The organism is Longivirga aurantiaca (genome assembly GCF_042660085.1).
Lineage (GTDB): Bacteria > Actinomycetota > Actinomycetes > S36-B12 > CAIYMF01 > Longivirga > Longivirga aurantiaca.
Genome location: NZ_JBHSTI010000002.1, coordinates 91,368 through 118,011, shown reverse-complemented (window position 1 = coordinate 118,011; position 26,644 = coordinate 91,368). Strand labels below are relative to the sequence as shown.

The 26,644-nt window shown below is 72.3% G+C and carries 24 protein-coding genes; 9 read left to right on the top strand and 15 right to left on the bottom strand.

Features of this window, described 5'->3' with window-relative positions; all coding sequences use genetic code 11:
- Positions 1-11: 11 nt before the first annotated feature.
- The 6 genes from ACFQGU_RS00725 to ACFQGU_RS00700 form a co-directional block, all read right to left on the bottom strand.
- Positions 12-1,415 carry a glutamine synthetase family protein gene (locus ACFQGU_RS00725; RefSeq protein ID WP_386763431.1) on the bottom strand — a complete coding sequence of 468 codons (1,404 nt, stop codon included), beginning with the start codon at positions 1,413-1,415 and terminating at the stop codon, positions 12-14.
- Positions 1,412-3,052 carry a flavin-containing monooxygenase gene (locus ACFQGU_RS00720; RefSeq protein ID WP_386763430.1) on the bottom strand — a complete coding sequence of 547 codons (1,641 nt, stop codon included), beginning with the start codon at positions 3,050-3,052 and terminating at the stop codon, positions 1,412-1,414. Before ACFQGU_RS00720 ends, ACFQGU_RS00725 begins: the two co-directional genes overlap by 4 nt.
- Positions 3,053-3,064: 12 nt before the next feature.
- Positions 3,065-4,249 (bottom strand): iron-containing alcohol dehydrogenase family protein, encoded by a 1,185-nt coding sequence (locus ACFQGU_RS00715; RefSeq protein WP_386763429.1) that lies wholly within the window; start codon positions 4,247-4,249, stop codon positions 3,065-3,067.
- Positions 4,250-4,383: 134 nt separating this feature from the next.
- Complete coding sequence (locus ACFQGU_RS00710; protein WP_386763428.1) at positions 4,384-5,193, bottom strand: gamma-glutamyl-gamma-aminobutyrate hydrolase family protein; 810 nt, start codon at positions 5,191-5,193, stop codon at positions 4,384-4,386.
- A gap of 98 nt (positions 5,194-5,291) precedes the next feature.
- The gene (locus tag ACFQGU_RS00705) at positions 5,292-6,140 is read right to left on the bottom strand and encodes an EamA family transporter (RefSeq protein WP_386763427.1); all 849 of its coding nucleotides are present in this window, start codon (positions 6,138-6,140) and stop codon (positions 5,292-5,294) included.
- Positions 6,141-6,194: 54 nt separating this feature from the next.
- Positions 6,195-7,673, bottom strand: a complete 1,479-nt coding sequence (locus ACFQGU_RS00700; protein ID WP_386763426.1) for an endonuclease/exonuclease/phosphatase family protein — start codon at positions 7,671-7,673, stop codon at positions 6,195-6,197.
- A gap of 283 nt (positions 7,674-7,956) precedes the next feature.
- Between ACFQGU_RS00700 and ACFQGU_RS00695 the strand changes: the two genes are divergently transcribed.
- The 5 genes from ACFQGU_RS00695 (at position 7,957) to ACFQGU_RS00675 (ending at position 13,877) form a co-directional block, all read left to right on the top strand.
- Entirely contained in the window at positions 7,957-8,634 is a 678-nt protein-coding gene (locus tag ACFQGU_RS00695) for a LuxR C-terminal-related transcriptional regulator (protein WP_386763425.1), read from the top strand.
- 171 nt (positions 8,635-8,805) lie between these two features.
- Positions 8,806-9,864: a GGDEF domain-containing protein gene (locus ACFQGU_RS00690; RefSeq protein WP_386763424.1), complete on the top strand. Its 1,059-nt coding sequence runs from the start codon at positions 8,806-8,808 to the stop codon at positions 9,862-9,864.
- A gap of 119 nt (positions 9,865-9,983) precedes the next feature.
- Entirely contained in the window at positions 9,984-10,676 is a 693-nt protein-coding gene (locus ACFQGU_RS00685) for a helix-turn-helix transcriptional regulator (protein WP_386763423.1), read from the top strand.
- A 137-nt stretch (positions 10,677-10,813) separates the two neighbouring features.
- The gene (locus ACFQGU_RS00680) at positions 10,814-13,096 is read left to right on the top strand and encodes an MMPL family transporter (RefSeq protein ID WP_386763422.1); all 2,283 of its coding nucleotides are present in this window, start codon (positions 10,814-10,816) and stop codon (positions 13,094-13,096) included.
- 4 nt (positions 13,097-13,100) lie between these two features.
- The gene (locus ACFQGU_RS00675; RefSeq protein ID WP_386763421.1) at positions 13,101-13,877 is read left to right on the top strand and encodes a TetR/AcrR family transcriptional regulator; all 777 of its coding nucleotides are present in this window, start codon (positions 13,101-13,103) and stop codon (positions 13,875-13,877) included.
- A gap of 11 nt (positions 13,878-13,888) precedes the next feature.
- On the opposite strand, the gene ACFQGU_RS00670 is transcribed toward ACFQGU_RS00675, so the two are convergent.
- From ACFQGU_RS00670 to ACFQGU_RS00655, 4 genes are all read right to left on the bottom strand, one after another.
- Positions 13,889-14,131: a BldC family transcriptional regulator gene (locus tag ACFQGU_RS00670; RefSeq protein ID WP_386763420.1), complete on the bottom strand. Its 243-nt coding sequence runs from the start codon at positions 14,129-14,131 to the stop codon at positions 13,889-13,891.
- Between the two features lie 254 nt (positions 14,132-14,385).
- Positions 14,386-15,147: an ATP-binding cassette domain-containing protein gene (locus ACFQGU_RS00665; RefSeq protein ID WP_386763419.1), complete on the bottom strand. Its 762-nt coding sequence runs from the start codon at positions 15,145-15,147 to the stop codon at positions 14,386-14,388.
- Complete coding sequence (locus ACFQGU_RS00660; protein WP_386763418.1) at positions 15,144-16,172, bottom strand: ABC transporter permease; 1,029 nt, start codon at positions 16,170-16,172, stop codon at positions 15,144-15,146. The genes ACFQGU_RS00665 and ACFQGU_RS00660 overlap by 4 nt, the downstream gene beginning before the upstream one ends.
- Positions 16,173-16,277: 105 nt before the next feature.
- Positions 16,278-17,327, bottom strand: coding sequence for a substrate-binding domain-containing protein (locus ACFQGU_RS00655; RefSeq protein ID WP_386763417.1), 1,050 nt, complete (start codon positions 17,325-17,327; stop codon positions 16,278-16,280).
- Positions 17,328-17,513: 186 nt separating this feature from the next.
- Here ACFQGU_RS00655 and ACFQGU_RS00650 point away from each other — a divergent pair, with 186 nt between their 5' ends.
- From ACFQGU_RS00650 to ACFQGU_RS00635, 4 genes are all read left to right on the top strand, one after another.
- Complete coding sequence (locus ACFQGU_RS00650; RefSeq protein WP_386763416.1) at positions 17,514-18,569, top strand: LacI family DNA-binding transcriptional regulator; 1,056 nt, start codon at positions 17,514-17,516, stop codon at positions 18,567-18,569.
- A 95-nt stretch (positions 18,570-18,664) separates the two neighbouring features.
- Positions 18,665-19,582: a carbohydrate kinase family protein gene (locus tag ACFQGU_RS00645; RefSeq protein ID WP_386763415.1), complete on the top strand. Its 918-nt coding sequence runs from the start codon at positions 18,665-18,667 to the stop codon at positions 19,580-19,582.
- 112 nt (positions 19,583-19,694) lie between these two features.
- Positions 19,695-20,780 carry a Glu/Leu/Phe/Val family dehydrogenase gene (locus tag ACFQGU_RS00640; protein WP_386763414.1) on the top strand — a complete coding sequence of 362 codons (1,086 nt, stop codon included), beginning with the start codon at positions 19,695-19,697 and terminating at the stop codon, positions 20,778-20,780.
- Between the two features lie 187 nt (positions 20,781-20,967).
- A complete protein-coding gene (locus ACFQGU_RS00635) occupies positions 20,968-21,186 on the top strand; it encodes a DUF3073 domain-containing protein (protein ID WP_386763413.1) in 219 nt (72 codons plus the stop codon).
- 151 nt (positions 21,187-21,337) lie between these two features.
- Here ACFQGU_RS00635 and purM read toward each other — a convergent pair whose 3' ends face one another.
- Genes purM through ACFQGU_RS00610 form a run of 5 tightly spaced genes read right to left on the bottom strand, consistent with a single transcriptional unit; the run spans position 21,338 to position 26,566 of the window.
- Positions 21,338-22,486 carry a phosphoribosylformylglycinamidine cyclo-ligase gene (purM, locus tag ACFQGU_RS00630; RefSeq protein WP_386763412.1) on the bottom strand — a complete coding sequence of 383 codons (1,149 nt, stop codon included), beginning with the start codon at positions 22,484-22,486 and terminating at the stop codon, positions 21,338-21,340.
- Entirely contained in the window at positions 22,483-24,087 is a 1,605-nt protein-coding gene (gene purF / locus ACFQGU_RS00625) for an amidophosphoribosyltransferase (RefSeq protein WP_386763411.1), read from the bottom strand. The genes purM and purF overlap by 4 nt, the downstream gene beginning before the upstream one ends.
- Before the next feature lie 9 nt (positions 24,088-24,096).
- Positions 24,097-24,828, bottom strand: coding sequence for an alpha/beta fold hydrolase (locus tag ACFQGU_RS00620; RefSeq protein ID WP_386763410.1), 732 nt, complete (start codon positions 24,826-24,828; stop codon positions 24,097-24,099).
- A 29-nt stretch (positions 24,829-24,857) separates the two neighbouring features.
- Positions 24,858-25,661 (bottom strand): ABC transporter permease, encoded by an 804-nt coding sequence (locus ACFQGU_RS00615; protein ID WP_386763409.1) that lies wholly within the window; start codon positions 25,659-25,661, stop codon positions 24,858-24,860.
- An 11-nt stretch (positions 25,662-25,672) separates the two neighbouring features.
- On the bottom strand, positions 25,673-26,566 hold the full coding sequence (locus ACFQGU_RS00610; protein ID WP_386763408.1) for an ABC transporter permease: 894 nt from the start codon (positions 26,564-26,566) through the stop codon (positions 25,673-25,675).
- Positions 26,567-26,644: the final 78 nt, after the last annotated feature.

Genomic DNA, 26,644 nt, shown 5'->3' with positions numbered 1-26,644 from the left:
CTGACCAGCGGTCAGAGCGCCTCGAGGTAGCGCGCGACCTCCCAGTCGGTGACGGCACGGGACTGCGCCTCGATCTCCGCGCGCTTCATGGCGACGTAGTGCCCCACGAAGTCCGCACCGAGCCACTCGCGGGCCATCGCGCTGCCGTCGAGCAGGTCGACCGCGTGCTCGAGGGTGCGCGGAAGGCCGGGCACGGTTCCCGCGGGCATGGCGTACACGTCCTCGCGGACGACGTCGGCCGGCTCGATCGACTCCCCGATCCCGTAGAGACCGGCGGCCAGGGCGACGGCCGTCCCGATGTACGGGTTCACGTCCCCGCCGGGCTGACGGTGCTCGAGCCGGGTGCCCAGCTCCCCCTCGACGATGGCGCGCAGGCCGGCCGACCGGTTGTCGATGCCCCACGTGGCCGTGGTGCCCGCCCAGCTGTAGGGCGCGTAGCGGCGGTAGGAGTTGGGGGTCGGCGCCATGAGCGCCGTGAGCTCGGGCATCGTGGCGAGGATGCCTCCGACGAAGTGGCGCATCGTCGCGGAGATGCCGTCGGGGGCTGCGGCGTCGTAGAACAGGCCGCGGCCGGCGTCGTCGCGCAGGCTCAGGTGGATGTGGCAGCTGTTGCCCGCCCACTCGTGGTTCGGCTTGGCCATGAACGTCGCGAGGTAGCCGAGCTGACCGGCCACCTCCTTGACGGCCGACTTGAACAGGAACGCGTGGTCCGCGGATTCCAGGCTGCCGGTGTAGCGCAGGTTGATCTCGAACTGGCCCGGCCCGGTCTCGGGGTTGCAGGCCTCGATGGGAAGCCCGTAGTCGAGCATGCTCTGCCGGATCACCGACGAGATGTGCTCCTGGTGCGCGCCGAGGACGACGCCGTAGGTGCTCGGGCGCTCCTGCAGGGGAACGAGCTCGGCCGGGCGCTTCGCGTGCGCGGTGCCGAGCGGCTCGTCGAACAGGTAGAACTCGAGCTCGAGGGCGCTGTACGGCGTGAGGCCCATGCCCTGAGCGCGCTCGACCACCGACCGCAGCACGTTGCGGGGTGCGATCGGCACCGGCCCGTGGCCGTGCGGCAGGTGCCAGTCGCCCAGCAGGAACGCGGTGTCCTCGTGCCACGGCACGACACGCACGGTGCCGAGGTCCGGGAGCGCGACGATGTCGGGATAGCCCTGCTTCTCCGTGGGGAAGTAGCCGACATGGTCCTCGGGCCGCGGAACGAGGTCGGACTCGTCGACGTGCATCACCCAGAACACGTCGCAGAGCGGCATGCCGTGCTCGAGGATCTGCCGCAGCTGCGCGAACGGCAGGCGCTTCCCGCGCATGACCCCGTGCGTGTCCGACCCGCCGATCACCACGGTCCTGATGCCCAGGGCCGTGAGCCGGTCGAGCAGCTCCGTCGCCGCCTCGTCGAGCCCGGTGCCGCCGCTCATGACCCGCTCCTCTGCGACTCGTTCCCCTGCCGTCCCCTGACGAAGCCGCGATAGCCGGCAGCCACGACGTCGTCGCACTCCTGCCGGTAGGGCCCGCAGCCCGCGACGTACACGTTGAACACCCGGGGCTTGCCGGGGATGTTGGTGCCGAGGTACCAGGAGGTCGCCCGAGGGTAGAGCGTGGGCTGGGCGAGCTCGTCGACGTGGCGCATCCACGCCTGCTGCGCCTCGAGGGTCGGCTCGATGGTGTCGAGCCCGTCCGCGCGCAGGCGGTCGATGCAGTCGGCCACCCAGTCGACGTGCTGCTCGATCGACACCACCATGTTGCTGAGCACCGACGGGCTGCCCGGTCCGGTGATCAGGAACAGGTTCGGGAACCCGGCCGTCTGCAGCCCGAGGTACGTCTGCGGCCCCTCGGCCCACGCGTCCCGCAGCCGCACGCCGTCGCGGCCGCGGAGGTCGATCTCGGCGAGCGCACCCGTGATCGCGTCGAACCCGATGGCGAAGACGATCACGTCGACGTCGATCTGCCGGTCACGGGTGCGGATGCCGTCGGGCGTGATCTCCACGATGGGGTCGGTCCGCACGTCCACGAGCTCGACGTTGTCGCGGTTGTAGGTCTCGAAGTAGCCGGTGTCGGTGCAGGTGCGCTTCGTGCCGATGTGGTGCGTCGGCGAGAGCAGCTCGGCGGTGCGGGGGTCGTGGACGATGCTGCGGATCTGTTCGCGCGCGAAGTCCTGCGCGTAGCCGTTCGCGACCTCGTCGGTGAACATGTCGGTGAACGCGAACGACAGCGAGCTGATCCCGCCCCGCTTCCAACCCTCCTCGTACCTGGCGCGCCGCTCCTCGGGGGTGGCGTCCACGGCCCGGGTCGTGGGCGGGGCGAGCGGGGTGCCGGCATCGGACCACTCGCAGATGCGGCGGCGCTCGGCGAACGTGCGCACCGCCTCCTCGATCTCCTCGCTCGCGAGCGGCCGGTTGTGCGCGGGCATGCTGTAGTTCGGCGTCCGCTGCAGGACGTGCACCATCGCCGCCGTGCGCGCGATCACGGGGACGGCCTGGATGCCGGACGAGCCCGTGCCGACCACGGCGACGCGCTTGCCGGCGAGGTCGACCGGCTCGGTCGGCCACTCGCCGGTGTGCAGCCAGCGGCCCCGGAACGAGTCGAGCCCCGGGATCCTCGGCGGCTGCACCACGGACAGGTTGCCCGTCGCCATCACGCACCACCGAGCCGAGAGCACCTCGCCCGCATCGGTGGTGACCATCCAGCAGGCGGCCGCCTCGTCGTAGACGGCGGACGTGACAGACGTGCTGAAGGTGATGTCGCGGCGCAGGTCGAAGCGGTCGGCCACGTGCTCGAGATAGGCGAGGATCTCCGGCTGGGCGGCGTACCTCTCGGACCAGCGCCACTCCCGCAGCAGCTCCTCGCTGAACGAGTACTGGTAGTCGATGCTCTCGATGTCGCACCGGGCGCCCGGGTAGCGGTTCCAGTACCAGGTGCCGCCGACCGACGGCGCCCTCTCGATCACACGGGTCCGCAGGCCGAGCCCGCGCAGCCGGTGCAGCATGTACAGGCCGGAGAAGCCGGCCCCGACCACGACGACGTCGAGGTCCAGGTTCTCGTCGTGACCCGTCATGGCACGCGCCCGTCAGGCCGCGGTGCGCGAGGTGAGCGCGAGGGCGGACAGGAACGCCGCGCGCACCTCGTCCCGGGTCCACGGCTCGGGCGCCATCGTGATGAAGAAGTCGTCCAGCGCCGCGTCGGCGAGCCGGTCGACGTCGTCCTCGGTGAAGCCGAGGCTCGAGAGCACGGGGAAGTCGAGGGCGGTGATGATCGCGCGGACCGCCTCGACCGCACGGCTGCCGTCGCGCGTGCCGTCGTCCGGCGCGCCCAGGGCGTCGGCGACGCGCTCGAGCTGCTCCGGAACGTGGTGGCGCTCGCGCTCCAGCGTCTCGACGAGCACGAGCCCGATGGTGAGCCCGTGCGGTGCGTGGCTGAGGCCGCCGATGGCCTGCCCCAGCGAGTGCTCGGCCGTGCAGTCCGAGAGGTTCATCGTGAGCCCGGCCATCATGCTGGCGCACGCCATCTCCGAGCGGGCCACGGCGTCGGAGCCGTCGCGGTAGGCGGCGACGAGCGACCGGCCCATCATGCGGATGGCCTCGAGGGCGATCGCGTCGCCGATCGGCGTGCGCACCTTCGCGACCATGCCCGCGATCGCCTGGGCGAGGGCGTCGATACCCGTGTTCGCGGTCATGCTCGGCGGCATGCTGTGGGTCAGCACCGGGTCGACGATCGCCACCTGGGCCCGGAGGTTCGCGTTGGCGATGCCTGCCTTGCGCCCGGCGTCCGGGTCGGACACGACGGCGCCGCCCGACACCTCAGACCCGGTGCCGGCGCTCGTGGGCAGCGCGACCAGCGGGAGCACGGGCTCGGGGTAGCGCCGCTCGGAGGCGAGGAACTCCGCGAACGTGCAGCCCTGGTCGGCGCACAGCCGCGCGGCCTTCGCCGTGTCGATCACCGAGCCGCCGCCGATCGCCACGACGACGTCGGCGTCCGCCGCCGCGAGACCCGCGATCGCGGCGTCGACCATCGCGACCGTGGGCTCGCCCGCGGGCTTGGCGAAGCGCGTCACGGTGAGGCCGTCCGTGGAGTCGAGCAGGTCGAGCAGCGCCGCGACCGCCGGGTTGAAGCGCTCGATGCCCTCGTCGAGCATCACGAGGGCACGGGTCGCACCGAGCTCGGCCAGCACCGCGGGGAGCTCGGCGGCTCGGCCGTCGCCGAAGCGGATCCGCACCGGGAGGTGGTTGGCGAAGGGCGGGACGGTGCTGGTCATGTGGGCTGCTCCGGCGACGGTGGCTCGACGAGGACGGCGACGTCCGTCCGGGGTGCGGACCGCGTCGAAGAGGTTCTCTCCCTATACCAATAGACCTTAGCCAGACCGTGGTATGCCCACAAGACGGTCACCGGTCAGTCGGTGAGCGCCCCCGCGCGGTCGGCGGCGCGGACGACGGCCGCCTGGCGCAGCGCCGTCCAGAGGAGCGCGCGGTCCTCCCCGGAGCCCTCGTCGTCCTCCGGGTGCCACTGCACGCCGACGGCCCACGCGGTCGGGTGCTCGACCGCCTCGACCACGCCGTCGTCGGCGACCGCGGCCCGGCGCAGCGCGGGCGCGACGTCCGCGACGGCCTGGTGGTGGCCTGCGCGCACGATCCACTCGCGCCGCCCGAGGATGGCAGCGAGCCGCGTGCCCTCGTCGAGCGTCACGTGCTCGTCGATGAACAGCCCGCTCGCGTAGTCGCCCTTGTGCAGGTGCCACGGGTCGAGGTCGGGCACGATGCCGCCGCCGAAGGCGAGGTTGAGCAGCTGCCCGCCCCGGCAGATCCCGAGCAGCGGGACGTCCGCCTCCACCGCCGCGCGGATCGCGTCCATCGAGAAGAGGTCGGCCGCGGTGTCGACGCCGTACTCGTGGGGCACCGGGCCGGGTACGCCGTACAGCTCGGAGTCGATGTCGCCGCCGCCCAGCACGAGCACGGCGTCGGTGTCGAGCACCTCGTGCAGCGGCGGGAGCGGCGCCGAGGTGTCGACCAGCCGCCAGTCGAAGCCGAGCCCCGCCAGCTCCTCGAGCGCGACCCGCGTGAAGCGGCGCACGAGGTCGGCGACGTGCCCGTTCATGTCCGGGAAGTTGAGCGACACGAGCACGTTCACCCGCGGGCCGGTGCGCGGGCCCGGGTGCGACGGCACGACCTCGGACTCGAGGACGACGGTGCTGCTGGAGCTCATGGGCTTGCCTGGACCTTCCCGGTGCGGTGGCGCTCGCGGTCGGGACGAGTCTGGACCACCGCTCGGCTCGGCAGCCGGAGCCCCCGCCCCCTGACACCTCAGGCTGAGAGCAGAGCGAGAGCCGTGACGCCGCCGACCACGAGGGCCACGCCGAGGATCTGCAGGCGCCCCAAGCGTTCTCGGTAGACCACGTATGCGATCACGGCCGCGATGGTGGCGAACTGCGAGGCGAGCACCGACGCGATGGCGACGCTGTCGCGAGCGGCGAAGGCGAAGGACGTGAAGCCGACGACCTCCATGATCCCCGTCGTGACGACGTACGGCGCCGCCGCGCGGTTCATCCGCAGCCGGCCTGTGATCGCGAGGGGGATGACGAGCACCACCACGCCGGCGAGCCGTGGCGGCAGCGAGGCCCATGCCACCGGAAGCTCGCCGCTCAGCCGCCCGATCGAGTAGAGCGCGAGCCCGAACACCACGGCGCTGCACGTTGCGAGCAGCACGGCGCGCACCGGGCGCTCGTGCTCGATGGGCGCAGGGTCAGGTGCCACGGAGGAGACGACGACACCGACCACGATGACGGCGAGCCCCAGCACGACGAGAGGGGCGAGGGACTCGCCGAGCACCGACGACACGACCGCGGCGACGGCCCCCTCGGTGGCCGCCACGGGCGCGACCAGGCCGACCTTGCCGACCTTGAGCGCGGCGTACACCAGCAGCAGGCCGCCCATGTTGCCGAGGCCGGCGAGGGCGAACCACAGGAGGTTCATGCCGCTGAGCGCTGCCGGAACGCCGCCGCCGAGCGCGAACGGCAGCGTCAGTACGAGGCCGATCAGCATGGCCCAGGCGACGACGCTGTACTGGTCGAGCACCTTCACCGAGCGCGACGACGAGACCGTGCTGATCGACCAGGCCAGCGCGGTGGTCAGCCCGAGCACGACGGCGATCACGTCGCCATCCTGTCGAACGCCACCGGCGTCCCCCGAGGCGGGCGACCAGCCGGTCTACGCCGTGCCGCGCGCGGCCCGCTTCGCGGCCTTGCGGCGGCGCCGACGCCGTACGAGCCCGCGCACCGCGAGCACGAGCAGGACCAGGGCACCGATCCCGACAGCCCAACGGGTCAACGGGAATCCGACGCGCTCGGGCAGCGGCGGGTCGACGACGTCGGAAGCCGATGCGGCCAGCGTCGCGACGACGCCGGCGTGGTCGGTGGGCAGGCAGGCACCCGACGCGGGGACGGTCGCACCCATGGCCTTCGCCGCAGCCTCGGCGTTCTCGCTCTGCGCCTGCGTCGTGCACGCCCAGGTGCCGCCCTCGGTAGGCCAGTCGTTGCCCACGAGCGCGGCCTGGCGCACCGTGACGCCGTTGCGCGTGAAGACGTAGTCGAGCCGGTCGGTCATGCCGTACGGGTTGCCCATGGCCTTGGCCGCGGCGAGCCGGTCGAGGTCCGGCCCGGCGAGCAGGCCGCTCGCGCCCCAGCTGAGGTTGAGCGGGTCGGTCGCATCCGGCCCGGAGTCGGTGTAGCCGGCGCCGATCATCGTCCAGTAGGCGCTGCAGGCGCCGTCGGTGCCCGACTGCGCGGGGCAGTCGCCGGTGGCCTCGGGCTGCCCGCCGGGGTTGTCGCCCGGGGTGCGCGGATCACGCGGGTCGCTGTTGAAGTCGCCCATCACCACGAGCGGCATGCTGACCTCGGCGAGATCGCGCACGAGCTGGCGCGCCTGCTCGGCCGAGGCCGGGATGGCCCCGGGCTTCCAGAAGGCCTCGAGGTGCGTCGTCACGAAGCGCACCGGCGTCGACCCGATCCGGATGTCGGCCCACGCGTAGCCGCGCTGCACCTCCATGAGCACCGGCACGATCGCGGCCGCGTTCTCGTACTCCACCGTGCCGACGTCGAGCACCTGCCCGGCGAGGTCCGCCCGGACGGCGAGCGCATCGGCGATGGTGAAGCCGCAGTCGGCCTCGTCGGTGCCGAAGAGGGGCTGGAAGGTCCCGGGGTCGACCACGCGGGTGAGACGCGGGATGGCGGGGATCGAGTAGCCCTGGTTGAGAGCCGTGCGGCCGTTCGCCGAGGCGAGCACGTACGGCGTCCCCGCGGCGGCGGTGGCGTCGAGGAACTGCTGGGTGAAGTCGTAGACCACCGTCGTCCCCGCGAACGCGGACGGCCGGCACTCCCAGGTGGTGGCCTCCTGGATGCCGATCACGGCAGGCCGGGCGGCGACGGTCTCGGCGGCGAGCACGGGCACGCGCGCGGTGAAGTCGGTGGCCGCGACCTGGGACCACATGTCCTGCGCGGCGGCGGGCAGGTCGGGCAGCAGCCCGAGCGCGCTGCTGACGTCGGCCCCGAGGTAGAGGTTGCGCGTCATGACGACGAGGTCGGCGTCCTCGGCCTGCGCAGGAGCGGCGCCCAGCGCGGACGCGAGGGCCGCGAGCGCGACCGGGACCACGAGGCGGGCGAGGCCGCGCCCCACGCCGACGTCCGCCATCCGGAGCCTCCCCCTCACTCCGGCCGCCCGACCGGCGTGCCGCGGGCGTGACGGTAGCAGCAGCCACCTGGACGAAGGGGGGGTCAGCACGCATCCCACAGGGGGGTCAGCAGGGTTCCCCAGGAGGGCCATGACCGGAAACGTCGGGCTCTCCCGGGCAACCGCGCCCGGGTGCGCGTATGGTCGAAGCAGTCCTTGGGTTGACCGGCGGTTGTGACGGGCTTTCGCCGTTGTCGTGACCGGCCACTTCGGGAGTGCTTCCAGCTCTCTGAGGTGAGAGGTCATGCAGTCGGGACCGGCGCGACCGCGAGTGGTCCTCGCCGCCAACAGCCTGCTGCTCGGCGACGGGCTTGCCGCGCTCCTGCGCGAGCGCGACATCGAGGTCGTGGGCCGGGCCCAGGACCTCGACCAGGTGGCCACGCTGGTGGAGACCGAGGAGCCCGACGTCCTCGTGGTCACGGTCCTCACCCCCGTCGTCAGCACCATGGCGACCATCGCGCTCGCCCGCGACCTGCACGCGCGTCGCCGCAGCCTCGGCATCGTCGTGGTCTCCGACCGCGGCGACGGCTTCGCGATCGAGCTCCTGCGCGGCGGCTCCGACCGCATCGCCTACCTCGTGGACGAGCATCTCCCGAGCATCGAGGTCGTGATCGACGCCCTGCGCCAGGTCATGGCGGGCCAGACGGTTCTCTCGCCCTCGATCGTCGCCAGCCTCCTCGACCGGAACACCCGGCCACAGATCGACGACCTCACGGTGCGCGAGCTCGACGTGCTCGAGAACCTCGCCTACGGAGCCTCCAACGGCGCGATCGCAGCGCGGCTCAACCTGTCGGTCAAGGCCGTGGAGAAGCACGTCACCGTGATCTTCCGCAAGCTCGGGCTGACGGGGCAGGACTCCCTCGACCGCCGCGTCACCGCCGCCGTGATCTACCTGAGGTCGCGCGCAGCACCGTTCGACTGACTGGTGCGCCCGCTGCCCCGCGTCGGGCTAACCCTGGTCCGACGCGGGGGAGCGCCCGGTTACCGGGCGGTACGCCGACAGTCATGCTGGAGCAGGGCCCCGACCTGCATGGCTAGACCATGCAGGTGGGGGCGACGGGGCTCCATCGGGGAGACAAGGGGGTCGGACACCGTGACGACGAGCATGCGGCTGACCGATGGCGCGACGCCGTCCGTCGCTGCACCTGCTCCCGCATCCGCCCCGCCCGAGGTCCCGTGGGTTCGCCCCGACCGCATCCTCGACGCCGTCTCCGACGCGCTGCTCGCCGTCGATGCCACCCTGTGCGTGCGCTGGGCCAACCCCGCTGCCGCCGCCCTGCTCGGCGCCCCCGAGCCCGTCGGCCGCAGCATCGCCGACCTGGTGGCCGACGACACCGACGCCGCCGAGCGGCTGCGCACCGCCTGCCTCCACGTGCTCATGACCAGCGACTCCGTGTCGCTGGGCGTGTCCGAGCAGGCCGTGGGCCACACCGTCACCGGCGAGGAGCTCGAGTGCCGCCTGTCGCCGGTCACCGCGGGCCCGCCCGACCAGGACGGCCACGTGAACGGTGTGCTGGTCGCCCTGCGCGACGGCGACGCGGCCGGTCGCACGCTGCGCGCGGCGCTGCACCTCGCCGAGCACGACGCCCTGACCGGGCTGCACAACCGTCACTACCTGGCCAGGATCGGCGGTCGTCGCACGGGGGACGGCCGGGCGGTGCTCTTCCTCGACGCCGACGGCTTCAAGGCGATCAACGACGGGCACGGGCACGCTGTCGGCGACGCGGTGATCCAGGAGATCGGCGAGGTGCTGCGCGGTGCGATCCGGAGGGACGACCACCTCGTGCGCATCGGCGGCGACGAGTTCGTCGTGATCCTCGACTCGTGCGGCCTCGACCGCGCCGTCGTCGTCGCGGGCGAGCTCGTCGCCGCGGTGGCGGGCCACGAGTTCTCGTGCGACGGCACCGTCGTCCGGCTCGGGCTCTCCGCCGGGGTGGCGGCCCAGACCGTCGTCGGCTCCGAGGGCCTCGATGACGCCATCCGGCGCGCCGATCTCGCCTGCTACGCGGCGAAGACGCTCTGCCGCACCCATGTGGCCGTCGACGACCCGGACGCGCCCACGACCCGCACGGGGTCACCCCGGGGGGACGGGAGCAGGGGGGCGACCGGGGGCGGGCCATCCAGGACTGCGGACCAGGGGGGGCGCCCGTAGCCCTGGAAGGCCCGCCCTCCCGAACTCGGGGGATAACCCCCCGTCCCTCCAGCGCCGTGACGTCGGAGCCGCTCTAGCGTGAGCAGCAGAGTCCAGGTTGCCCACGTGAGGACGCATCCATGACGGACACGACGGTCCAGAGCGCACCGGGCCCCACGGGGGTGGGCCCGGTCACCTTGGTCGTCGTCGCGGACATCGCGCTCGTACGTGTGAGCGTGGCCTCGCTGATGACGGACGCGGCGGGGATGGACGTCGTCGCCACGGTCGCCCCCGACGACCTGCCGGCCTTCCTGGCCAGGAACCCCGACAGCCTCCCCGACGCCGTCCTGCTCGGCCTCACGTCGGACTCCTCGCACTCCACGGTGAAGCAGGTGGCCTCGGCGGTGCGCTCCACGCACCCGGCACCGGCGCTCCTGGTCATCGGCCCTCGCCGCAACGGGCTGGCGCGCGCGCTGCTCGAGCACGGCCCCGAGCGGGTGGCCTTCCTGCTCGACAGCAACGTCCGCGACGCCGAGACCCTGGCCCACGTCACCCGCACGGTCCTGCGGGGCGTCTCCGCCTTCGACCCCGAGATCGTGGCGGGCGTCAACGGGGGGGCCCCGGACGACGGGCTCGGCCGGCTCACGCCCCGCGAGCACCAGGTGCTCGAGGCACTGGCCCGCGGACTCACCAACGCTGCGATCGCCGACGAGCTCGGCATCACCGTGAAGTCGGTGGAGGCCAACGTGACGAAGGTCTTCCGCAAGCTCGAGCTGCGCGACGGCGCGAAGTACGACCGCCGGGTGCTGGCCGCGCTCGCCTTCCACGTGTGAGCCGCAGCCCCCGTCGGCACGCCCTCCTGTCCTCTCGCGGGCCCGCCCATGCCCTGGCGCGGGTAAGTTGACGTGGATAACTGAACATGGCTAACGTAGCGGCGTTCAGTCAATCCGCCTTCCCCCGAGGAGCAGCCATGTCCACCACGACACCGACCCGGTCCGGGTCCCGCGCCGGGTGGTTCGACCGCCTCGGAGCCTTCACCGTCCGCCGCCGTCGCCTCGTGCTCGTCGTCGCCGTGATCGGCGTCGTCGTCGCGGCGGTCGTCGGCGGCGGCGTGTTCTCCCGCCTGTCCTCCGGCGGCTTCGACGACCCGGGCTCGGAGTCCGCCCGCGCCGCCGACCAGCTGCTCGAGACCTTCGACGCGGCGCCCTCGGACATCGTGCTGATCGCCCGCAGCGTCGACGGCGCCTCGGTCGACACCGCGGAGGTGGCGGCCGCAGGCGCGGCGCTCGCCCAGCGCCTCGCCGGGCAGGGCGACGTCCGCGACGTCACCAGCTACTGGGCCACCGGCGCCGCCGCGATGCGCAGCACCGACGGCACCCTCGCCCTCGTGACCGCGCGCCTCACCGAGACCGGCGACGCCGCGCAGGAGCGCGCGGGCGAGCTGGCCGAGGAGCTGTCGGGCTTCACCGACGACGGCGTGCTCGAGGTACGGGTCTCCGGGTCGCCGGTGATCTTCGCCGAGGTGGGCAGCACGATCGAGAAGGACCTCGTGCGCGCGGAGAGCATCGCGGTGCCCGTCACGATGCTCCTGCTCCTGCTGGTGTTCGGCACTCTCGTGGCGGCCGGTCTGCCGGCGATCATCGGCGCCGTCGCGGTGCTCGGCTCGTTCCTCGCGCTGTGGACCATCACGCAGTTCACCGACGTCAGCGTCTTCGCGATCAACCTCGTCACCGCCCTCGGCATCGGCCTAGGCATCGACTACGCGCTCTTCATGGTGACCCGCTTCCGCGAGGAGCTCGCCCGCGGACGCACGCCCGACGAGGCCGTCATCCGCACCGTCCGCACCGCCGGCCGCACGGTCGTGTACTCCGGCATCACCGTGGCCATCTCGCTCTCGGCGCTGCTCGTCTTCCCCCAGTTCTTCCTGCGCTCCTTCGCCTATGCCGGCATCGCCACCGTGGTGCTCGCCGTCATCGCTGCCGTCGTGGTGCTGCCCGCGGCGCTCTCGACCCTCGGCACGAAGGTCGACCGCTTCCGCGTGCTGCGCTCGACCACCGAGGTGCGCGACGACGGCTTCTGGTTCCGCCTCTCCCACGCCGTGATGCGTCGGCCGTGGCCGGTGCTGGTCGGAGGCGTCGCCCTGCTCGTCGCGCTCGGCCTCCCGTTCTTCAACGTCGCCTTCGGCCAGACCGACGACCGGGTGCTGCCGGCGTCGGCACAGGCTGCCCAGGCGGGCGAGTGGCTCCGCACCGAGTTCGACTCCCGCGAGTCCGACCCGCTGACGGTCGTCGCCGCCACGAGCACGGTGTCCCCCGGCACCGTGGGCTCGTACGCGGCGCAGCTGTCCGAGGTGGGCGGCGTCGCCCGGGTCGACTCGGTCAACGGGTCGTACGTCGTCGGCGCGCTCGTCGCCGACGCCGGCCCGGCCGCTGCCCGCTTCGTCGCCGAGTCGGGCACGGGCACCTGGCTGTCGGTCGTCACCGACGTCGAGCCCTACTCGGCGGAGGGACGCGAGCTGGTCGAGGACCTGCGCGCGATCCCGTCCCCGCTCGGCGAGACCCTCGTGGGCGGGAGCGCGGCGACCTTCGCCGACTCGCAGACCGCGATGGGTGAGCGCCTGCCGTGGGCGATCGGGATCATCGCGATCGCGACGTTCGTCCTGCTGTTCCTGTTCACCGGCTCGGTCGTCCTTCCGCTGAAGGCGCTCGTGCTCAACACGCTGAGCCTGTCGGCGATGTTCGGCGCGATGGTCTGGATCTTCCAGGAGGGCCACCTCTCGCAGTGGCTCGGCGGGTTCACCGTGACCGGAGAGCTCGACACCGCGATGCCGATCCTGATGTTCTGCATCGCGTTCGGCCTCTCGATGGACTACGAGGTCTTCCTCCTCTCCCGCATCAAGGAGGAGTACGACCGCACGGGCGACAACGCCGCCGCCGTCGCCCTCGGCATGCAGCGCACCGGCCGCCTCATCACGAGCGCCGCGGCCCTGCTCGCCATCGTGTTCATCGCCTTCGCCACGAGCGGCGTCACGATCATCAAGATGATGGGCGTCGGGGTGGCCCTCGCGGTCCTCGTCGACGCGACCCTGATCCGGGGCCTCATGGTGCCTGCGTTCATGCGGGTCATGGGCGACGCCAACTGGTGGGCGCCGGCCTGGTTGAAGCGGCTGCACGACCGCTTCGGCATCAGCGAGGGCGACGCCGACGAGGACGACGTCAGGGACCTCCGCGACGACACCGTGGTCGTAGGCTGACCGCGTGACCACCGCAGCAGCTCGCCCTCGTCGCCGCGCCCGCCGTGGCGAGGGCGAGCTGCTGCGCGCCGAGATCCTGACGGCGGCGCGCGAGCTCCTCGCCGAGGCGCAGGACGCGGACGCCGTCTCGGTCCGTGCCGTCGCCGAGCGGGTCGGGGTGTCGACCCCTTCGATCTACCTGCACTTCGCCGACAAGCAGGCCCTGCTCGACGCCGTGTGCGAGCTCGTGTTCACCGAGCTCGACGCCCGCATGCAGGCGGCGGCCGCGACGACCAGCGACCCCTTCGACGGGCTGCGCCTGCGCGGGCTCGCCTACGCGGAGTTCGCCCTCGCCAACCCCGAGCAGTACCGCCTCGCCATGATGCGGATGCCCGCGCTGCACGGGGAGTTCGACAAGAACACCTACGGGCCGTTCAGCGCCGAGGACATCGTCGCCGGCCCGACATACCATCACCTGATCGACGCCGTGCAGAGCTGCATCGACGTCGGCGTCTTCGCCCCGGGGACCGATCCGGACGTGATCGCGACCTCGCTGTGGGCCGCCACCCATGGGGCAGTGTCGCTGTGCCTCGCGAAGCCCGGCCTCGTCGGCGACGACGCCCTCGCCCTCTGCGAGATGGTGATCGAGAACGCGGGGCTCGGGGCTGCGCTCTCGAGCCACATCGGCCACCCGCACGACGAGCCGGACGCGCACGGCCACGAGGGCATGAGCGAGGGCCTCGCCCTGCTGCTGCGCACGACCGCCCAGATCGCGGCGATGAAGCCGCCGACGGCTTCCTGACCTACGGCGCCTCAGGCGCCGAGCGCCGGCCCGGCCTCGGAGGCCGCGGCCTCGCCTGCACGGGGGCCGGGGATGTCCCCGAGCAGCGCCCGCACCTCGGCCGCGCGGTAGCGGCGGTGACCGCCGAGCGTGCGGATCGAGGTGAGCTTGCCGGCCTTGGCCCAGCGCGTGACCGTCTTCGGGTCGACGCGGAAGAGGGCCGCGACCTCGGCAGGGGTCAGCAGCTCGTCCGCCTCCGGCGGGCGACTTGCCATGTGCTCCCCCTCGGGTAGGAAGGTCCGGTTCGGACCCTCCCGCACCGGGTGTCCGGTTTGGTCGCTTTGGTCCGCCCGCGACTATCTCAGGCAGTGATCCCCGAACGGGAGGTCCGTGGCCGATCCGTGACCGAATGCCGGTCGGACCGAGACGAGCGCGTGCCGCGGGCCGCCGTGCGCCGACCGGTCGCACCTCCGTCACCGGATCCCGGGAGGGAGGGTCCGCCCGGGGATCCGGTGACCTGGAGGCCCGCTCAGTCGGAGATGAGGCCGGTGATCGTCCCGAGGAGCGTGTCGACGTCGAACTCCGACGTCGGGGCGTCCTTGACCACCCGCCCGAGGCGCAGGACGACGACCCGGTCGGTCACCTGGAGCACGTGCGGGAGGGTGTGCGAGATGAAGATGACCCCGAGGCCCTCCGCCTTGGCCCGCTCCACCACGTGCAGCACCTCGCCGGCCTGGCGCGCGCCGAGATGGTTGGTGGGCTCGTCGAGGATGATCACGCGGCTCGCCCAGGCGACGGCCCGGCCGATCGCCACAGCCTGTCGCTGACCGCCCGAGAGCTGGGCGACCGACCGGCCGGACGCCGGGACGGCGATCCCGACGCGGTCGAGGTCCTCGTGGGCGCGGCGGTCCATCGACTTCTGCGCGAGGAAGCCCATCCTGCCGAGCAGGCCGGGCTTCAGCTCCTCGCGCCCGAGGAAGACGTTGGCGCTGACCGACAGGTGCGGTGCGAGACCGGAGTCCTGGTACAGGGTCTCGACGCCGGCCTGGATCGCGTCGTGCGGCGACTTCCACGAGCGCTCGACCCCGTCGAGCAGCAACTGGCCGCTGGACGGCGCGTGCGCACCGGAGAGGCACTTCACGAGCGTCGACTTCCCGGCACCGTTGTCGCCGACGAGGCCGACGACCTCGCCCGCGTGGAGCTTCAGGTTGGCGTCGTCGAGTGCGACGACGGCGCCGTAGCGCTTGCTGAGGTTGCGAGCCTCGTAGATGACGTCCCCGCGCTCGGTCATGCTGCCCGCCCCTCGGTCTTGCGCAGCGCCTGCAGCGTGGCGGCGATGGCGATGAGGACGGCGACGACCACGCGCTTCCACGAGGGGTCGACGCCGACGATGATGAGCCCACTCGTGACGGTGGTGAGGATCAGCGCGCCGATGACCGTGCCGGTCACCCGGCCGACGCCGCCGGCGAGGGCTGCGCCTCCGATCACGACTGCGGCGATGGCATCGAGCTCCATGCCGAAGCCTGAGGTCGGCGCACCACCGTTGAGCCTCAGGTAGAAGAAGAAGCCCGCGAGCCCCGCGAGCACGCCCGACAGGACGTAGACCTTCACGATGTGGCGCCGGACGTTGATGCCGGCGGCGCGTGCGGCGAAGGAGTTGGAGCCGATCGCGTACGTGTACCGGCCGAACCGCGCCTTGTGCATGAACAGCCACAGCACCACGACGATGCCGATGATGACGACGACCGGCTTGGAGAACGGGCCGATCCAGGGGGTCACCAGGAAGATGGCGTCGGCCGGGCCGCCCATGATCGGCGCGCCCTTGGTGAGCACCAGGGAGAGGCCGGAGGCGGCGCCGAGCGTCACCAGCGTGGCGATGAACGGCACCAGGCGCGCGTAGTTGATGAGCGCTGCGTTGATGGTGCCGATGAAGGCCCCGACGAGCATGCAGACCAGCACTCCGGCGACGAGGGTCGTCGCGGTGGGCTGCCCGGAAGCGGTGAGCGACTTCATGGCGAACGCGCCGATGACGCCGCTGAAGCCGACGGTCGCACCCACGGACAGGTCGATGCCGGCGCTGATGACGACGACCAGCTGGCCCAGTGCGATGAGCACCAGGGGCGCCCAGTCGAGCAGCACGTTCGCCGCGACGTCGACGGAGAAGAAGATCGGCGAGATCAGCGAGAAGCCGAGGACCATCGCGAGCCAGACGACGAGCAGCAGGAACTGCTGGTTCGACAGCACCGCCTTGAGCCGGGACGTCGGCGCGACGACCTGCGTCACCGGCGTCGCCGGCTTCACTTCAGTGGATGCCACGTGCCCTCCTTCGGGCGGCCGCGCCGGACGGGCGTGGCGCTCTGACTGGGGGTGGGAGAGGGGCGTGGGGGCGGACGTCGTCGACGTCCGCCCCCACGGGTGTCGTCAGGAGGCGACGTAGGTGTACTTCTGGAGGTCGGCGTCCGACGTGTCCTTGTTGAGGACGACGTTCGGGATCACGACCTCCTTCTCGATCGCGGAGGCGTCGCCGCCGGTGAGGCTGGCGCAGAGCGACTCGACGGCCTGGCGGGCCTCCGTGGCCGGGTCCTGCGCGATGAGGGCGGTGAAGACGCCGCTCTTGATCAGGGCGACGTTGTCCGGGTAGGCGTCGTAGCCGACGAGGGCCACCTTGCCGACCAGGCCCTTGGCCTGCAGCGCCGCCGCGGCGCCCTGGGCATTGGTGCCGTCGATCGCGAAGATGCCGTTCAGGTCCGGGTACTTCGTGAGCCAGTTGTTGACGTTGGTGTTGGCGACCTCGGGCTTGGACTGCGAGTACGCGATATCCACGATCTCGATGCCGGGGTACGACGCGGCGATCGCGGCCTTGAAGCCGTCGAGGCGCGCGACGTTGGTCGTGGCGGTCTCGGAGGTGAGGCCGACGACGACCTTGTACTTCTGGCCGTCCGCGTAGCCGATCGCGTTGGCGATGGCCTCGGCCGCCTTGGTGCCGCCGTCGGTGTTGTCACCCGTGATGAAGGTGAGGACCTGACCGAGGTCGGTCACGCGGGTGTCGACGTTGGCCACCGTCACGCCGGCCGCGACGGCCTTGGCGACCGACGGCTGCAGGGCGTTGGGGTCGGTCGGGATGAGGACTAGACCGTCGGGCTTCTGTGCGAGGACCTGGTCGACGACCGGGATCTGCGTCGCCGGCGAGTACTCCTTGGGGTCTCCCTGCCAGATCAGCTCGGCGCCGGCAGCCGCGGTGGCCTCAGTGGCGCCGACCTTCATGGCCTGGAAGAACGGGTCGGACTCGGCGCCCATGACGAAGGCGATCTTCTTGCCCTCGCAGGTGGCGGCGGAACCCGACGCGGAGCCGGAAGGGGCGGCCGAGGACGAGTCGGCAGTGCTCGCGCTGCTGCCGCAGGCCGCGAGCAGGAGCGAGGCGGCAGCGCCGACGACCGCGAGGCCGCGGGCGCGGGGGGAGCTGAGGACCATCTGGGGGGTTCCTTTCACCGGGGGCCGCAGCGCCTGGAGGACCGCTACTGCCTGACAACGTTGTCGAGCAGGGTGGACCGGCCATTGCCCCTCTGTCAATAGATTGTTTCATCTGGACGTCAGCGTGATGACAACGTTATCGTCGGCGTCCTGGCCCTCCGCGACCGCGGACCGCACACTGCCCGGATGGAGCGCATGTCCCTCGACGAGGTCGACGCCCGGCACAGCCGGCCGACCATGAAGGACGTGGCCGCGCTGTCGGGCGTCAGCATCAAGACGGTGTCGCGCGTCGTGAACGGGGAGGCCGGCGTCTCCTCCGACGTGGCCGAGCGCGTGCTCGCCGCGACCGTGAAGCTCGACTACCGGCGCGATCTCAGCGCCAGCAGCCTGCGCCGCGGCGACGGCAAGAGCCAGACCATCGGGCTCCTGCTCGAGGACGTCTCGAACCCGTTCTCCTCGGCGCTGCACCGCGCGGTCGAGGACGTCGCGCGCGAGCACGGCGTCGTCGTGTTCGCCGGCAGCGTCGACGAGGACCCGGACCGTGAGCGCGACCTCGCGGCCGCCCTGGTGGCCCGCCGCACGGACGGCCTCGTGATCGTGCCCACCGCGCCGGACCAGTCGTACCTCGCCCGCGAGCGGCGCAACGGCACACCGGTGGTGTTCGTCGACCGTCCGCCCGTGCAGCTCGAGGCCGACCACGTGGTCACCGACAACCTCGCGGGTGCGCGCGACGGCACCGAGCACCTGGTGCGGCACGGGCACCACCGCATCGCCTTCCTCGGCGACCTGTCGACGATCAGCACGGCGCGCGAGCGCTACGAGGGGTATGTCGATGCACTGGGTCGCGCGGGGCTCGCGCTGGCTCCCGACCTCGTACGCCGCGACCTGCGCACGGCCGAGCAGGCGCAGGCAGCCGTCGAGGAGCTGCTCGCGCTGCCCGACCCGCCGACCGCGGTGTTCGCCAGCCAGAACCTCGTCACCGTCGGTGCCCTGCGCGCCCTGCGACATGCCGGTCTGCACCGCACGGTCGCGGTCGTCGGCTTCGACTCCCTGCCGATGCAGGACCTGCTCGACCCCGGCGTCACGATCGTGGAGCAGGACGTCCGACGCCTCGGCGCCATCGCCGCGGAGATGCTCTTCCAGCGGATCGCGGGCGACACCTCGCCCGCGCGCAGCGTGGTGCTGCCCGCCACGCTGACCGAGCGCGGCACCGGGGAGATCCCCGGACCCTTCGCCTCCTGACGCCGCCGGAGGCCGTGGGCACCCCCGCGCACGACCACCGGCCGTAGGTTGGGATCATTCCCCTGCCCCACCGTCTGCCCCCCGGGAGCTGCGCCATGACCGTCGTCGTCGCCGGCGAGGCTCTCGTCGACCTCATCCTGCGCCCGGACGGTTCGATCACCGCCGTGCCCGGCGGCGGCCCGTTCAACGCCGCGCGCACGCTCGCGCGCCTCGGGGTGCCGACCGTGTTCCTCGGGGGGCTGTCGGTCGACCGCTTCGGTCGCGACCTGCGCACCCGGCTCGAGGAGGACGGCGTACACCTCGGCATGCCGACGCCCGTGGACCTCCCGACGACGCTCGCCCTCGCCGAGCTCGACGAGGGCGGGGCCGCGAGCTACCGCTTCTACTTCGCCGGCACGTCCGCGCCGCTCGTCACGGGCGACGACGCACGCGCGGCGTTCGACGCGGCTGCGACCGTCCTGCACGTGGGCACGCTCGGCCTGGTCTTCGAGCCGATGGCGACCACGATGGAGTCGCTCGTGGCCGGCATCGGCGACGACGTGCTCGTGTTCATCGACCCCAACTGCCGCCCCCTCACCATCTCGGACCGCGACGCCTACATCGCACGACTTCACCGCGTGCTCGCGCGCGCCGACGTCGTGAAGGTCTCCGGCGACGACCTCGACTACCTGTCGCCCGGCGTCGACGGCCTGACCGCGTGCCGCGACCTGCTGGCCCTCGGGCCGCAGGTGGTGCTGTTCACCGACGGCGCCGAGACCGTGCACGTGCTCGTGCGCGACGGCGGCTCGTTCTCCGTCGACGTGCCCTCGGTCGAGGTGGTCGACACCGTCGGTGCCGGCGACTCCTTCGGCGGCGGCTTCCTCGCCACCTGGGTCGACGCCGGTCTCGGCCGCACCGACCTCGCCGACCTCCAGGCCCTGCGCACCGCCGTCGAGCGCGCGATCGTCGTCGCCGGCATCACCTGCACCCGAGCCGGCGCCGAGCCCCCGCACCTCGCCGACCTCCCCTCCTGATTCGAGTTACTGCCCAAAGTGGGGTAATCGACCGCCGCATAACCCCACTATGGGCAGTAACTCGCGTCCTGCTCCGAGGCCGGAGCGCGGGGACGGGTCGTAGGTTGAGGCCATGAGCCTCCCCCCGGCGCTGCTCGGGAACGAGCAGGTCGTCGTCGGCCACGACGCCCCCTCGGGCCTGCGCGCGATCGTCGCGATCCACTCGACCGCCCTCGGCCCGGCCCTCGGCGGCACCCGCTTCGTGCCGTACGCCGACCTCGACGCCGCGATGGACGACGCCCTCGCCCTGGCCCGTGCGATGACGTACAAGAACGCGCTCGCCGGCCTCCCGCACGGTGGCGGCAAGGGCGTGATCGTCGGCGACCCCGCCCACGACAAGACCCCGGAGGTCCTGCGGGCGTACGGCCGGCTCGTCGCCTCGCTCGGCGGCCGGTACGTGACCGCGTGCGACGTCGGCACGTACGTCGCCGACATGGACGTCGTCGCCACGGTGAACCCCTGGACCACCGGCCGGTCGCCGGAGCACGGCGGCGCCGGCGACAGCGGCGATCTCACCGCGGTCGGCGTCCACCACGGGCTCAAGGCCGTGGCCGAGCACCTGTGGGGGACGCCGTCCCTCGCCGGACGCCGCGTGGCGATCGCCGGCGTCGGCAAGGTCGGACGCCGGCTCGCCGGGCACGTGCTGGCCGAGGGCGGCAGCGTGCTGGTGGCCGACGTCTCCGCCGACGCCGTGGCACGGCTGCGCGCCGAGCACCCCACGGTCGAGGTGGCAGCGAGCGCCGACGACCTCGTCGAGGCGGACGTCGACGTGCTGGCCCCCTGCGCGCTCGGCGGCATGATCACCGCGGAGGTCGCCGAGAGACTGACCGCGCGGGCGGTCTGCGGCGGTGCCAACAACCAGCTGGCAGCGCCAGCCCTCGCCGACCGCCTGGCCGAGCGCGGCGTGCTCTTCGCCCCCGACTTCCTCGTCAACGCCGGCGGCGTGATCGCCGTGGGAGCCGAGTACGCCGGCCGCGGCACGTACGACGACGCTGCCGCCCGGGCCCGGGCGCGGGAGATCGGTGCCACGCTGCTCGACGTCCTGCGCCGTGCGACGGCGTCCGGGACCACCCCGCTCGTCGCCGCCGAAGCCCTGGCCGAGGAGCGGATCGCGGCCGCCCCGCCCCGGCCGCCGTTCGCCGGGGACCCGGGCCGCTGACCTGCGGGGACGCCGACCCTCCCGGCGTCCCGCGGCGCGACACGGCCGGAGTGCGCTCCCGGCGAACCCCGGTCGAACGCGCCCGTCGCTGCGACTATGCTGGGCAGTCGAACCACTGGCGGCACCACCCCGGTGGGCTGTCATGTCGGTCGCATCCGGGGCACTGAGCCCCAGAGGGGGTCACGCCATGGGTCGTGGCAGGGCCAAGGCCAAGCAGACCAAGGTCGCACGCGAGCTGAAGTACGGGTCGGTCAACCCCGACCTCAACCGGCTCCAGGCAGAGCTTGCGGGCGGTCATCACGACCTCCCGGCGGCTCCCGCCCACGTGCCCGAGGTCGACGACGAGGACGACGACGACCTCTACTCGAAGTACATCGAGGACGACGAGGACGACGACTCGCGCTAGCCGCGACGTCCCACCTGCGCACGAAGGCGCCCACCCCCTCGGGGCCGGGCGCCTTCGTCGTACCCGGGCGCGGTCGAGCGCGTCCAGGATCACGAGTGCGGGTCAACGAGCGCAGTTCAACTGCCGTGATCGACCCTCAGGGCCGAGAAGGTCAGCGGGCGTGGGTGCCGGTCAGGGTGACCGAGCCGCCGTTGCCGCCCTTGGCGGCGGCGTCGCCGGTCTCGCCCTCGGCACGCGCCCGCGCCTCGCCGAGAACCCAGGCGTCGAGGCCACGGGCGGCGAGGCGGGCGAGCGCGGCGTCGACCGACGACGGCGCGACCATCGCGATCATGCCGACGCCCATGTTGAACGTCTTCTCGAGCTCGGGCAGCGCGACCCGGCCCATCTCGCCCACGAGCGTGAAGATCGGGTGCGGCGTCCAGGTGGAGCGGTCGATGCTCACGTGGATGTCGGCGGGCAGCACGCGGGCGAGGTTGGCTGCGAGCCCGCCGCCCGTCACGTGCGACACCGAGTGGACGTCGACGTCGGCCGCCCGCGCGAGGTCGAGCACGTCGAGCGAGTAGATCCGCGTCGGCTCGAGCATCTCCTCGCCGAGGGTGCGGCCGAGGACGTCGATGTGCGCGTGCAGGTCGAGACCCCCGGTGGTCAGCAGCACGTGCCGGGCGAGGGAGTAGCCGTTCGAGTGCAGCCCGCTCGCTCGCATGGCGATCGCGACGTCGCCCGCACGCACACGGTCGGGACCGAGCAGGTCGTCGGCGTCGACCACTCCGGTGCCGGCGCCTGCGACGTCGTACTCGTCGGGTGCGAGCAGGCCCGGGTGCTCGGCGGTCTCGCCACCGACGAGCGCGCAGCCCGCCTGGCGGCAGCCCTCGGCGATGCCCGACACGATCGCGGCGATGCGCTCGGGCACGACCTTGCCGGTCGCGATGTAGTCGGTCATGAACAGCGGCTCGGCGCCGCACACGACCAGGTCGTCGACGACCATGGCGACGAGGTCGATGCCGATCGTGTCGTGCTTGTTCATGCGCTGGGCAACGACGACCTTCGTGCCCACGCCGTCGGTGGAGGTCGCGAGCAGCGGACGGTTGTACTTCTTGATGAGCGAGACGTCGAAGAGCCCGGCGAACCCGCCCATCTCGCCGACGACCTCGGGGCGCTGGGCCCGGGCGAGCGAGGCCTTCATGAGGGCGACGGCGTGCTCGCCCGCCTCGACGTCGACACCGGCAGCGGCGTAGGTCGCCGGAGCGCCGGCGGACGTGCGGACGACGTTCCCGGCGACGACCGGGTCGAGCTCGCTCACGGGCGGTCGAGGGCGTCGGCCGCGCCGCCGCCACCGATGAGGGTGGTCAGGCCCCCGACGTCGAGCGCCACCTGCGGGTGCGCCTCGACCTCGATGACCTGCTCGGACGCGAGCACCTTGGACTCGAGCTGGTCGAGGCCCTCGAGCAGGTGCTTGCCGAGCATCTCGGGCGTGGGCAGCTCGATGGGGTAGACGCCGTCGAAGCAGGCACGGCAGAGGCGGTCCATGGCGACGCCGGTGGTCTGCACGAGCCCCTCGAGTGAGACGTAGCCGAGGGAGTCGGCGCCGATCGCCGTACGGATCTCGTCGACCGCGAGGCCGTTGGCGATGAGCTCGGCGCGCGTGGCGAAGTCGATGCCGTAGAAGCACGGCCACTTCACGGGCGGGCTCGAGATGCGCACGTGCACCTCGAGCGCACCGGCCTCGCGCAGCATCCGCACGATCGCGCGCTGGGTGTTGCCGCGCACGATGGAGTCGTCGACGACGACGAGCTTCTTGCCCTGCACGATCTCGCGCAGCGGGTTGAGCTTGAGCCGGATGCCGAGCTGGCGCAGGGTCTGCGACGGCTGGATGAACGTGCGCCCGACGTAGGCGTTCTTCACCAGGCCCTGGGCGAACGGGATGCCCGACTCCTGGGCGTAGCCGACGGCCGCCGGGGTGCCGCTCTCCGGCACCGGGATGACCAGGTCGGCGACGACGGGGAACTCGCGGGCGAGCTGACGGCCGACCTCGGCGCGGACGCCGTGGATCGACCGGCCGCTGATGGTGGTGTCGGGGCGCGCGAGGTAGACGAACTCGAAGAGGCAGCCCTTGGGCTCGGCCTCGGCGAACCTGCTCGAGCGCAGGCCCTGCTCGTCGATGGCGATGAGCTCGCCCGGCTCGATCTCGCGGACGAACGAGGCGCCCACGATGTCGAGCGCGGCGGTCTCGGACGCGACGACCCAGCCGCGCTCGAGGCGGCCGAGGGTGAGCGGGCGCACGCCCTGCGGGTCGCGGGCGGCGTACAGCGTGGTGTCGTCCATGAAGACGAGCGAGAACGCGCCCTTGAGCAGCGGCAGCTCCTCGATCGCCGCCGCCTCGAGCGAGAGGTCGGGGTGCGAGGCGAGCAGCGAGGTGAGCAGGTCGGTGTCGGACGAGCTGCCGAGGCTCGTGCCGAGCGACAGCTCTCCGCTCTCGTCGGCGCGCTCGCGCACGCGACGCGCGAGCTCGTGCGTGTTGGTCAGGTTCCCGTTGTGGCCGAGGGCGATGTGGCCGGTGGCGGTGGCACGGAACGTCGGCTGCGCGTTCTCCCACACCGAGGCGCCGGTGGTGCTGTAGCGCGTATGGCCGATCGCGAGGTGGCCCTGCAGGCTCTCGAGGCTGGCCTCGGTGAACACCTGCGAGACGAGGCCCATGTCCTTGTAGACGAGGATGTGGGTGCCGTCGCTGACCGCGATGCCGGCGGACTCCTGCCCGCGGTGCTGCAGGGCGTAGAGCCCGAAATAGGTGAGCTTCGCGACCTCCTCGCCCGGGGCCCAGACTCCGAAGACGCCGCAGGCGTCCTGGGGGCCCTTCTCACCGGGGAGCAGGTCGTGGCTGAGCTTGCCGTCGCCTCGCCGCACGGGTGCAGTCTACGGGGCACCCCGGACCGCACCGACCACGGCGTGCCAGGCATCTGCCATCGGATCGATCACCCCGAAGTGGCCGCAGCCGGGCACCTCGTCCACGCGCGCCCGGCGGTGGGCCGCGGCGTACGCGCGCGCCTGGGAGACCGGCACGATGTCGTCCTCGACGCCGTGCACGAGCCTGACCTGCGAGAACGGGGTCGGGAGCAGCGCCGGGTCGAGATCGGGTCGGGACGCCGCCGGCCCGCCGAGGAACGCCACGACCGCTCCCGAACCGAGGCCGTCCGTCTCGGCCAGCACGAGGGAGCCGACTCCGCCGAGCGAGACGGTGAGGACGAGGCCCGGCGCGGGCGCCGCGGCCGCCGCCCAGAGGGCGAGATGACCCCCCGCCGAGTGCCCGAGGACGACGACGCGCCCGTCGTGGTGGTCGGCGAGGAGGCTCGGCAGCGCGACGAGGGCGGACGCGACGTCGGACGTCGTGGCATCGGGGTCGCCGGGCACGCGGCGGTACTCCGGTGCCGCGACCGTCCACCCCTGCGCGTTCAGGCCCTCGGTCGTGGCACGCACGTGCACCCGGTCGTACGCCGGGCGCCAGAACCCGCCGTGGATCAGGACGACCAGCGGCCGCGCAGGGTCGCCGTACCGGATGTCGGCCACGTCGTCGGGTCCGTCGCCCCAGCGGACGACGGCATCGAGCGGTGCGCACGGCCGGTCGAGCACGGACTCGTCGTCGGGCATGCGCACATCCTGCCCTGGAGCCGGGCGGACTAGATGCGACCGCCGCCCGTGGCGTCGCCGGACAGCCGCTGGGCGAGGTACACCGGCACGATCGAGATGAGGACGAGCATCGCCGCGACCGCGTTGACGATCGGGGCGCTGTTGGGGCGGAAGAGGTTCTGGAAGATCCAGAGCGGCAACGTCTGCTGGCCGGGACCAGCGGTGAACGTCGTCACGATGATCTCGTCGAACGACAGGCCGAACGCGAGCAACCCGCCGGCGAGGAGCGCAGAGCGCATCGCCGGGAACGTGATGTCGCGGAACGCCTGCAGGCGCGTGGCTCCCAGGTCGAGAGCCGCCTCCTCGACGTTCCCCAGGGCGCGCCGCAGACGGGCGGCGGAGTTGTTCAGCACCACCACGACGCAGAAGGTCGCGTGCCCGATCACCAACGACACGTAGGACAGACCGCCGAGGAAGGTGGTGAAGACGTTGTTCAGCGCGATGCCGGTGATGATGCCCGGCAGCGCGATAGGCAGTACGAAGAGCAGCGAGATGGTGTGCCGGCCCCAGAAGTCGTAGCGGGACACGGCCATCGCGGTGAGGGTGCCGAGCACGAGTCCGACCATCGTCGCGATCGCGGCGACGATCACCGAGGTCACGAACGCCGAGCGCACGCCCTCGTTGGCGAAGGCAGCGGTCCACCACTCGGTGGTGAACCCGGGCGGCGGCCAGGCGAAGAGCTTGCTGGTGTTGAACGAGTTGACGACGACGATGCCGAGGGGCACATAGACGAAGGCAAGGCCGACGAGCATCGCCACGCCGAGCAGCCACTTCGCGGGTCGCGAGAGAGTCATCGCAGGCCGCCTTAGAGGTTGTCCAGCGCGCCGGTGCGGCGCACGGCGAGCAGGTAGCCGACCATCACGATCACGGGGATCGTCGCGAGCGCGGCGGCGAACGGCAGGCTGACCGAGAAGTTCTGGTAGATCGCGTTGCCGATCATGAGCGACGAGCCACCCACCAGCTGCACGGTGATGTAGTCGCCGAGGCTCAGCGAGAAGGTGAAGATCGAGCCGGCCACGACCGACGGCCACACCATCGGCAGCACGATGGTGCGGAACGTCAGCCAGGGGCGGGCGCCGAGGTCGCTGGCGGCATCCAGGAAGGAGCCGCGCATGTTCGCGAGGCCCGCGTAGATCGGCAGGATCATGTACGGCAGCCACAGGTAGGTGAGCGTGAGCGCCACCGCGGGCAGGCCGTATCCCGGGCTCGCACCGAGCCAGGACTCGGCCGGGCCCTCGGGCGCGAGGATCGTGCGCCAGGCGTAGACCTTCACCAGGTACGACGCCCACAGCGGCGTGAGCACGAGCGCGACGAGCGCCGGCTGCCAGCGGGGCGAGGCGACCCGCGCCATGAAGAAGGCCATGGGCAGGCCGATCAGCACGCAGAGGACCGTGACCGCGGCGGCGATCCCGACCGTGCGCACGACCATGAGGTAGTAGTTCGGGTCGGTGAAGATGTCCTGGAAGTTCTCCAGCGAGAACGACCGCTGGAGCAGCCCTGTGAACGAGTCCGTCGTCCAGAACGCCGTCACGAAGATCAGGGCGAGCGGGATCAGGTAGATCAGCAGCATCCACGTCATCGGCAGCGCGAGCAGCGCGGACACGCGCAGCCCGGGCCGTCGGTGCAGCCTGGACTGCACGCGGCGCAGCGGGCCCGGCCCGCCGTCGGCCGCGGGCCGGCTCACCGTCTGGCTGGCCATGAGGTGGTACTCCTTCGTCGTCCGTGAGACACGGGCAGTGGGTCAGATCCTGGGTTGGTCCGGGTGGCGCCGTGGCGC